The sequence below is a fragment of the Aeromonas sp. A35_P genome, assembly GCF_002259925.1.
Lineage (GTDB): Bacteria > Pseudomonadota > Gammaproteobacteria > Enterobacterales > Aeromonadaceae > Aeromonas > Aeromonas dhakensis.
Map to the genome: position 1 here is coordinate 1 of NZ_NEVB01000093.1, position 9,093 is coordinate 9,093.

Below are 9,093 nucleotides of genomic sequence, written 5' to 3' on the forward strand. Positions count from 1 at the left end.
ATCGGACTCTTTCATGGCTTGCAGCAGCTTGTGCTTGAGCATCCAGGCGGTGTCATATTTGACGCCCAACTGGCGCTTTAGCTCCATCGCTGACAAACCTGTTTTGGTTTGTGACAACAGGTGCATCGCCAGAAACCACTTGGTCAGCGGGAGCTTGGTGTTTGCGAAAATAGTGTTCCCAGTCAATGACATCTGGTGATGGCAGTGATTGCATTGCAGCACGCGTGGCCGACTTTTCAGGTGACAACAGGTCTTGTTGGCACATTCAGGGCAGACAAAGCCGTGAGGAAAACGCCAAGTGAACAACGCGTTTTCGCACTGAGCTTCAGTGCCATAGTCCTTGAGAAGCTCAAACAGGCTGTAGCCTTTCTGGAATTGGACTTTGCTTTTGGCCATGATCTCGCTCCTCGATAACTGTGCATAAGATCAGTATAGTTCGGGGTGACTGCTAATCATGGGTAATCAGGTAAGTTTATGGATTTTAATGAGCAGCCACTACTCAACAGCGCCGGGCGCATCAGTCGAAAACAGATGGAGCAAATAGCCCACAAACATTATGAGGCTTTCCATTTGCAGCGCAGCAGGCAGGAGGCTCTGGCGGAAGACAAAAAAGAACTCAAGGAATTGGAAAGATTAGAGCAACGCCTGAACCGGAAAAGGAAGCAGACAAAGTGACCCAACCCGCCCCCAAATTTCAGGAAGAATACAGTGCCAAGTTACCGGCACTGACGTTGTTGACCAACCTGGGGTGGTCCTTCCTCTCTCCTGAACAGGCGTTGGCCGCCCGGGGTGGCAAGGCCGATGAGGTGGTTTTACGCCAGGTGCTGCGCAGTGAACTCCAGAAGCGCACCTTCACCTTTGCTGGCAAAAGCTACCCCCTGTCCGAAAAGGCTATCGACAACCTGGTTGCCGAGGTGTGCAGCCCTGCCCTTAATGAGGGCCTGCTCACGGCTAATGAGCGCCTGTACAACCACCTGTTGTATGGCATCTCGGTCACTGAGTTTGTGGAGGGTAAAAAGGCCAACCCGACGGTTGCGCTGATTGACTGGCAAAACCCGGCCAATAACCGCTTTGTGTTTACCGAAGAGTTTACCGTTACCCGCTCTGGCGGCGTGGAAAGTCGCAGGCCCGACATAGTGTGCTTTGTAAACGGTATTCCGCTAGTGGTGATTGAGGCCAAACGCCCCGATGGCAATGCCAAAAAAGGCCCCACCATTGACGAAGGCATTTCCCAAAGCCTGCGTAACCAACGCCATGACGAAATCCCGCTGCTGTTCGCCTACAGCCAACTGCTGCTGTCCATTAACGGCAATGATGGCCGCTATGGCACCTGTGGCACGCCCGCTAAGTTTTGGGCCGCCTGGCGTGAAGAGGACATCAGTGATGCCCAGATGCACACCACCAAGAACAAGACGCTCAACGACGCACAGTTGGCAAACCTCTTCAGTCATCGCCCGGCAAAAGACCTGGACTGGTACCGAAGCCTTTTAGGGGGCGGCGAGCTGGCTGTTACCGGGCAAGATCAACTGCTGATCAGCCTGTTAAGCCCTGCCCGGCTACTGGAAATGGCCCGTTACTTTACCTTGTTCGATAAAAAGGCCGGCAAAATAGTTGCTCGTTACCAGCAGGTATTTGGCATTAAGCGACTGATTGAACGCATCAATACTCGCAGCAGCACCGGCGGCCGTGAAGGTGGCGTGATCTGGCATACCACGGGTTCGGGCAAGTCCTTCACCATGGTGTTTTTAAGTAAGGCGCTGATCCTGCACGACAGCCTGAAACAATGCCGCATTGTGGTGGTGACCGACCGGGTAGATTTGGAAGACCAGCTCAGCAAAACCTTTGCCTCGGGTGGTGAACTGGCCGGTAAGAAAGACAAGGCCGCCGCCATGGCCACCTCTGGCAAACGCCTGGCCGAGCAGATTGGCAAAGGCACCGAGCGGATTATCTTCTCGCTGATCCAAAAATTTAATACCGCCACCAAACTGCCGGAGTGCGTAAACAACAGCGCGGATGTGATTGTGCTGATTGACGAAGGCCACCGCAGCCAGGGCGGTGAAAACCACATCCGCATGAAGCAGGCGCTGCCCAATGCTGCTTTCGTCGCTTTTACCGGCACGCCGCTGCTAAAAGACGACAAGACCACCAATAAATTTGGCCCCATTGTCCACGCCTACACCATGCAACGCGCCGTGGAAGATAAGACCGTAACGCCACTGCTATACGAAGAGCGCATTCCCGACTTGGACGTGAATGAACGCGCCATCGACAGCTGGTTTGAACGCATCACCGAGGGGCTTTCAGACGAGCAAAAGGCCGACCTGAAGCGCAAGTTTGCCAAAAAAGGCCAAGTGTATAGCGCGGATGACCGTATCCGCCTGATTGCCCTGGATATCGCCAACCACTTCGTTAAAAATATCGACGACGGCCTAAAGGGCCAACTGGCCTGCGACAGTAAGCTGTCGGCCATCAAATACAAAAAGTACCTGGATGAGGCCGGCTTGTTTGAATCTGCCGTGGTAATGAGCCCCCCGGACAGCCGTGAAGGCAATACCGCCATAGATGAAGCCGCCACGCCGGAAGTGACCCAGTGGTGGAAAGACAACGTTGGCAGTCAGGACGAACAGGATTACACCAAGGAGCTGATTAAGCGCTTTGATAAAGACGACGCCCTGAAAATGCTGATTGTGGTGGACAAGCTGCTCACTGGCTTCGATGAGCCGAAAAACGCTGTGCTGTACATCGACAAGCCGCTGAAAGAGCACAACCTCATTCAGGCGATTGCACGGGTAAATCGCCTGCATCCGAAGAAACAGTTTGGCCTGCTCATCGACTATCGCGGCATTCTGGCGGAATTGGATACCACCATCGCCAAGTATCAGGATCTGGCCTCCCGTACCCAGGGCGGTTACGACATCAATGATATTGCTGGCCTCTACAACCAGATGAGTACCGAGTACAAGCGCCTGCCGCAGCTCTATAAGCAGCTATGGTCCATATTCGATGGCGTAAAAAACAAGAACGATATCGAACAGTTGCGCCAGGTTCTGGTACCCAAAATCGAAGCACGGGACGATGAGCTGGTTGATGTGCACCTGAAGGTGCGGGAAGACTTTTACGAGGCTCTGACGGCCTTCGCCAGTTGCCTGAAAGTCGCCCTGCAATCGGCCACCTTCTTTGAAGATAAAAGCTTTAGCGATGCCGACCGCCGCCACTACAAAGAAACGGTGAAGCAGTTCTCCAGCCTGCGCCAACTGGTGCAGCAAGATGCTGGCGAAAAAATCGACTACGACGAATACGCCGACCAGGTGAAAAAGCTGCTGGATAAGCATGTGGTGGGTGTACAGGTCAAAGAACCCGACGGCGTGTATGAAGTGGGCAAGATGGGCCAATCGACGCAGCCACAAGACTGGAGCGAAGATAAAACCCGCAACGAAACCGACATCATCAAAACCCGCGTAACCCGCATGATTGAGCAGGAGTTACGGGATGACCCCTACGCTCAGGAAGCCTTCTCAGCCTTGTTGCGTCAAGCCATTGAGGAAGCCGAAAAGCTGTTTGACCACCCACTGAAACAGTACATGCTGTTCCGTGAGTTTGAAGAGCAAGTACAGGACAGGCGCCTGGGGGACATTCCCGATGTGTTTGCCGGCAATCGCCACGCCCAGGCCTACTTCGGCGTATTCAAGAAAGTGCTGCCAGCCGCCTTGGCGGTGATGGACCAACAAGTGCAGGACAAATGGGTAAAAGTCGCCTTTGAAATCGACCAGGCGGTAGAAACGTCCGTTGCCGAGCACTCCATCAACCCGCAAAACATCGAAGCCGACATCCGCAAGAAGCTACTGCCGCGAATGTTCCAGGAATGCAAAGCCATTGGCGGCGGCATGGACCAGGCCAAGAACATTGTTGAGATGATTGTGCAGATCACCCGTGTGGGTTTGAGCGGACTGTAAGATAGATGAATGTGCCGGTAAAACCTCATAACCAGACCATGCACTTTCGCTACGGCGACGAGCAGATCACCGTTGAGCGAGTAAAGCGCCTGCAAGCCACGGGCAGGGTACTGATTAAGGTGCATCCGGATTGCCGGGTGATCGCATCTGCTCCCGAAGATGCTGACAACGAAGCCGTTCTATCCGCTGTAAAAAAACGGGGCCGGTGGATATATGAGCAGCTGCGTGACTTTCGCAAGCAGCTGGAGTTCACCACTGCGCGCCAGTACATCAGTGGCGAGAGCCACTACTACTTAGGCAAACAATATCTGCTGAAAGTGATAGAGGCCCCGGAACAGGTTCAAAGCGTAAAGCTGCTGGGCGGTAAGCTGGAGGTTTCTGTGCGAACAAAGTCCGCCGACAAGGTTAAAGCCCTGCTGGCTGACTGGTACAAAGCCCGCGCCAGAGAGCTTTTCGCCAAGCGCCTCGATGCCATGCTGGAGCAGGCACTATGGGTAGATGAACGTCCGCCACTGCGCATACTGACCATGCAGACCCAATGGGGCAGTTGTTCCCCCAATGGCCGTATCACCCTGAATCCCCACCTGGTTAAAGCCCCTCGCGAATGCATTGACTATGTGATCCTGCACGAGCTTTGCCACATCGCCGAGCATAACCATAGCGAGCGCTTCTACCGGCTGATGGGGCAAGTGATGCCGGGGTGGGAGAAGACGAAAGCCAGGCTGGATGGGATGGCACATCAGTTGCTCACCGTGTGAAAGAGCAAACCACTATTCCAGATAGATAGGAATCATCGCGCCTGCTTTCCATCACCCAGCTTGGAGTGGCCAAGGTAGCGGGTTTCCATAGGGAAGCCCGCCCCTAACATTCCAGATAGATAGGAAAGCCCTTACCAAGATTCCAGGGGCACGTTCTTAAGCAGCATTCCACTATCTGGAATATCCGCACCAAGATTCCAGATAGATAGTTATGTGGAGGGGAACTGGACAGGGATTGGCCGGGAATGAGGGCGCTGATTCCACTGGTCAATAAACCACTGGATTCAATAGACTCAACTTTGTCACGAACGAACAAAATCAACATTTTCAATAAGTTGATTGAACACCAACGCCTTCAGTGCCATGCTGAAATTATGTTCAGTGGTGGAGCAACGCGATGGATGCGTTCAGTTGGGGGATGGCGGGCTTGTTGGCCTTCTTCACGCTTGTCTTCGTGTGGAGTCTGTATAGCTACAAGGCGCATACAAAAGAGCGGCACCATGAAACCGATCGCTGATATCGCCCTCATGGCGGTGGTTGTGCTGGGCTTGATGGCGCGGGGCAACACGCTGTTTGCTTGGCTGCTGATCTGCCTGCCACTGGTGTACTGGTGCTGGCCAATACTGGCATGGGCTACCAGGCGGCCCATCACGGCCAAGCTGCTGCTACTGGCCCTTGCCGCCCTCACCTGCTGGCACTGGCCCGCCGGGCTGTTCACAGCGCTGAGCATCGCGCTTGTCTGGTCGGTGAAAACCCTCAAGGCAACCCCACGTCCACAGCGCAAGGGTGGGCCGGTCATCAAAAAGTACTACTTCTGGAACTGACAGCGCGCCTCCTTGGCCACGCTGGCAATAAGGTGCCTTGAGCAGCCAAGCATCTCCTGAATTGCTGAATAGCTGTGGCCTGTCACCAACAGCCTGGCTATGTGCTGGCGCTTCTTCTCATCCTTCTGCCGGCCACGGTATTTCCCCTCCTCTTTGGCTTTGGCAATGCCTTGCTGCTGCCGGCGCCGCCTGTCGTCGTAGTCCTTGCGGGCCACGGCGGCCAGCATATCCAGCAGCATTCCGTTGACGGCCTGCAGGATGGCGCTGGTGAACCCGGAGCCGCTGTCACCCTGTAATGCCACCCAGGAGGTTGGCAGCTCGGGGGAGACGATGGCCAGTTGCTTCTGTGCCAAGCGCGCCTTCAATGTCTGCCAGTCGCCCTGGGTCAAACGGGCAAGGCGGTCAATCTGTTCCACCAGAACAATGTCTCGGGGCCCGGCATCGCGGATAAGCCGCATCAGCTCGGGCCGGGCCAGCGTAGCCCCGGATTCGTTCTCAATATAAAAAGAGGCGATCTGATGGCCATGCTCCCGGGCAAAGGTCACCAACTGCTCCTTGGCGCGCTCGGCATCTTGATCGGCCGTGGAGGCTGCGTATTCCGGCGAAGTTGAACAGCCATTCCGGCCAACGTGAACACCCTGATCCTTAACGCGCTCACGTCATCCCGTTTCTAACTCGACTGTTCAGATTGGGTCAACTCACTTCTCCTCTTTCTCATCGATTCTCCCTTCAGTGACAGCCGGTGAGCGTTGTGCATCAGCCGGTCCAGGATCGCATCTGCCAGGGTGTTGTCCCCCAAGCTCGCGTACCACTCTTCAGTTGGTAGCTGACTGACCACTATCGTCGAGTATTTCCCATACCGATCATCCATGATCTCCAGCAGTGCGTTGCGCTGCTCGGCATTCACTGCTTCNCGCGCTCGGCATCTTGATCGGCCGTGGAGGCTGCGTATTCCGGCGAAGTTGAACAGCCATTCCGGCCAACGTGAACACCCTGATCCTTAACGCGCTCACGTCATCCCGTTTCTAACTCGACTGTTCAGATTGGGTCAACTCACTTCTCCTCTTTCTCATCGATTCTCCCTTCAGTGACAGCCGGTGAGCGTTGTGCATCAGCCGGTCCAGGATCGCATCTGCCAGGGTGTTGTCCCCCAAGCTCGCGTACCACTCTTCAGTTGGTAGCTGACTGACCACTATCGTCGAGTATTTCCCATACCGATCATCCATGATCTCCAGCAGTGCGTTGCGCTGCTCGGCATTCACTGCTTCCAGTCCCCAGTCATCCAGGATCAGCAGCTCTATCCTTGCCAGTTGACCCAGCAGTCTGGCGTAACTGCCATCTACCTTGGCCTGGCTCAGTTCAAGCAGCAGACGTGGCAGCCGGTAGTAACGAGTGCTATGCCCTTGCTGACAGGCTTGGTAGCCCATCGCACAAGCCAAGTAGGTTTTTCCACTGCCACAGGGGCCGGTAATGAGCAGGTTCTGGCCCCGGCGCAGCCACTCTCCTTGGGCCAGGTTTGCTACCTGTGACCGCTCTAGGTTGCGTGCTGACTGGTAGTCCAGCTCCTGCACCGTGGCCTGGAGTTTGAGCCTTGCCTGCTTGACCAGCCGAGCTTGTTTACGCTGCTCCCGGCTCAGTTGTTCGTGTTCGACCAGCAGGCTCAGCCGTTCGATGAAGGGCAGCCCTTCGTAGGTACTCGCCTGTTCCAGTTGTTGTTGCACGGCATCCGCCATGCCGGTCAGTTTCAGGTTTCTCAGGCGGGCCAGTGTTTGTTGGGTCATGGGGCGTATCCTCTTTAGTGGAAGCTCTGGGGGCCGCGGATGTTCTCGTGCTCTTGCGGCAACTCTGGATAGCTCAGCGGGCTTGCGGGCAGTTGGTCGCGACCACTGGTCAGCACCGACTTGAGCTGTTTGAGCCGCACCAGTCCTTCCCGGTTGGCCAACTGGCAACAGGCCTCGACCCGTGATGGCGGATACTCCCGGCTCAGACTCAGGAGCCCCAGGCAGAGTCGGTATGCCTGCTCGGCATGGGCTTTCTCTTCCAATCGTTCGCTAACCCAGCACAGGGTGCCCGGTCCGATGTCGGCAGCCCACTGCTTGAGACGCCCTGGCGTCCAGCGTTGCTGCTTGCTGTGGCGTTCCGGCATGTGTTCCGGGAGCGTGCTCATCCCCGGGATGGTTTTACGCGGATGGCTCGCGACCAGCTGTTGCTGGTGATAGACCTGAAGCAAAGTGTCACCCGCATGGAGCTCCAGTTGCTGACCCACATACTGGTGTGGCACCGAGTAATGGTGCTGCTCATAGCTGACGTGATAGTCGATGTTGACCTTGACCGTTTTGATGGCGACATAGCGATAGGGATGCACCGGCAGTGGTCCCAGTACCGGGCGGTCCAACTGCTCAAACGCCTCGCGTCGGTTGCCGGGCAGTTGCTTGAACGGACGCTCGTTGAGTTCGTTCAGCAAGGCACGGATGCACTGGTTAAGCTCGGCCAGCGAGAAAAAGGTCTGGTGGCGCAGGCGAGCCAGGATCCAGCGCTCGACGATCTGCACACCTACCTCAGCCTTGGCTTTGTCCTTGGGCTTGTATGGACGAGCTGGCATCACCGCCACTTGATAGTGCTCGGCCAACTGCTGGTAGCTGGGGTTGAGCTCGGGATCGTATCGACAAGCCTTGCTGACACCGCTCTTGAGGTTGTCGGGGATCAGTAGTGCCGGTGTCCCGCCGAAAAACTCAAAGGCACGGACATGGCTTTGCAGCCAGTCAGGCAGTGACTGTGACCAGGTGGCCTCGGCAAAGGTGTAGTTGGACGCACCAAGCACGGCGACAAAGACTTGTGCCTGACGGACCTCACCCGTAGTCGGCGACACGATGGGCACCGTGGGCCCGCAGTAGTCAATAAAGAGCTTTTCCCCCGCCTTGTGGATCTGGCGCATGGAGCGCTTTTGCAACTGACACCAGGACTTGTAACGGTCGCAGAACTGGGAGTAGCTGTAACAGCTATTGGGATAGCGCTGGGTGTACTCCTCCCAGAGCAGCTGTTTGGAGACCCCCTTGCGCTTGAGCTCCTGATGGACAGAGGGCCAATCCGGCACAACATGGCGGGCCGAGATGGTGGTATCGGCCTGCGGATAGAACAGGGCAGCCAGTCGGCCATCATCAAGCTCGGTAGGTAAGGGCCAGGTAAGGCCAAGCGCCTGGGCACTGTTGAGGAGTTTCTGGATGGAGCCGACACTAACCTTGGTACAGATACTGATCTGGCGAAAAGAGAGCTGAGCCTCCAGCCGCAGTCGCAGTACTTCACGAATTTTACGCATTGCAATCCTCTTGGCAGACATAGGCTCTTCCCTGGCAAAAGGGAGAGCGTATCAAAGGTTGTTAAATCAATGCGTTAAGGATGATTCTGGTGAATGTGAACAGTGATTCCGGGATGTTGAACACTGTTTCCGGAAAGGAGGGGCAAAGTGTTCAGGTTGAGCCGGAATGAGCGTTCACATTGGTCCGGAAATGGTGTTCACGTTGAACCGGAATCGGTGTTCATGATCGGCCGGAATATGCA

7 protein-coding genes and 2 pseudogenes are annotated in these 9,093 nt (G+C 55.6%); 4 read left to right on the top strand and 5 right to left on the bottom strand.

Annotation, left to right across the window (positions count from 1 at the left end; translation table 11 throughout):
• Positions 1 to 396: transposase (locus CAK78_RS06935; protein WP_141214141.1), on the bottom strand; the 396-nt coding region annotated here is incomplete at its 3' end.
• Between the two features lie 78 nt (positions 397 to 474).
• On the opposite strand from CAK78_RS06935, the gene CAK78_RS06940 reads away from it, so the two are divergent.
• From CAK78_RS06940 to CAK78_RS06955, 4 genes are all read left to right on the top strand, one after another.
• The gene (locus CAK78_RS06940; protein ID WP_254924725.1) at positions 475 to 675 is read left to right on the top strand and encodes a hypothetical protein; all 201 of its coding nucleotides are present in this window, start codon (positions 475 to 477) and stop codon (positions 673 to 675) included.
• Positions 672 to 3,953, top strand: coding sequence for a type I restriction endonuclease subunit R (locus CAK78_RS06945; protein ID WP_094696806.1), 3,282 nt, complete (start codon positions 672 to 674; stop codon positions 3,951 to 3,953). Before CAK78_RS06940 ends, CAK78_RS06945 begins: the two co-directional genes overlap by 4 nt.
• 5 nt (positions 3,954 to 3,958) lie before the next feature.
• Positions 3,959 to 4,711: a M48 family metallopeptidase gene (locus CAK78_RS06950; protein ID WP_094696807.1), complete on the top strand. Its 753-nt coding sequence runs from the start codon at positions 3,959 to 3,961 to the stop codon at positions 4,709 to 4,711.
• A gap of 500 nt (positions 4,712 to 5,211) precedes the next feature.
• Complete coding sequence (locus CAK78_RS06955; RefSeq protein ID WP_094696808.1) at positions 5,212 to 5,535, top strand: hypothetical protein; 324 nt, start codon at positions 5,212 to 5,214, stop codon at positions 5,533 to 5,535.
• Here the strand turns inward: CAK78_RS06955 and CAK78_RS06960 are convergent.
• The 4 genes and pseudogenes from CAK78_RS06960 to istA form a co-directional block, all read right to left on the bottom strand.
• Positions 5,520 to 6,110: pseudogene (locus CAK78_RS06960) on the bottom strand (recombinase family protein); the annotation flags it as partial. The gene CAK78_RS06955 and the pseudogene CAK78_RS06960 sit on opposite strands and share 16 nt — an antisense overlap.
• Before the next feature lie 95 nt (positions 6,111 to 6,205).
• Positions 6,206 to 6,448 (bottom strand): annotated as a pseudogene (gene istB, locus CAK78_RS06965) (IS21-like element ISAs29 family helper ATPase IstB); the annotation flags it as partial.
• A 112-nt stretch (positions 6,449 to 6,560) separates the two neighbouring features.
• Entirely contained in the window at positions 6,561 to 7,316 is a 756-nt protein-coding gene (gene istB, locus CAK78_RS06970; RefSeq protein WP_094696810.1) for an IS21-like element ISAs29 family helper ATPase IstB, read from the bottom strand.
• Between the two features lie 14 nt (positions 7,317 to 7,330).
• Positions 7,331 to 8,872 carry an IS21-like element ISAs29 family transposase gene (gene istA, locus CAK78_RS06975; RefSeq protein ID WP_094696811.1) on the bottom strand — a complete coding sequence of 514 codons (1,542 nt, stop codon included), beginning with the start codon at positions 8,870 to 8,872 and terminating at the stop codon, positions 7,331 to 7,333.
• Positions 8,873 to 9,093 lie beyond the last annotated feature (221 nt).

Excerpts from the sequence above, each read along its gene's own strand:
- CAK78_RS06940 (WP_254924725.1), top strand. The coding sequence starts at position 475 with ATGGATTTTAATGAGCAGCCACTACTCAACAGCGCCGGGCGCATCAGT.
- CAK78_RS06950 (WP_094696807.1), top strand. The coding sequence starts at position 3,959 with ATGAATGTGCCGGTAAAACCTCATAACCAGACCATGCACTTTCGCTAC.
- CAK78_RS06955 (WP_094696808.1), top strand. The coding sequence starts at position 5,212 with ATGAAACCGATCGCTGATATCGCCCTCATGGCGGTGGTTGTGCTGGGC.
- istB (WP_094696810.1), bottom strand. The coding sequence starts at position 7,316 with ATGACCCAACAAACACTGGCCCGCCTGAGAAACCTGAAACTGACCGGC.
- istA (WP_094696811.1), bottom strand. The coding sequence starts at position 8,872 with ATGTCTGCCAAGAGGATTGCAATGCGTAAAATTCGTGAAGTACTGCGA.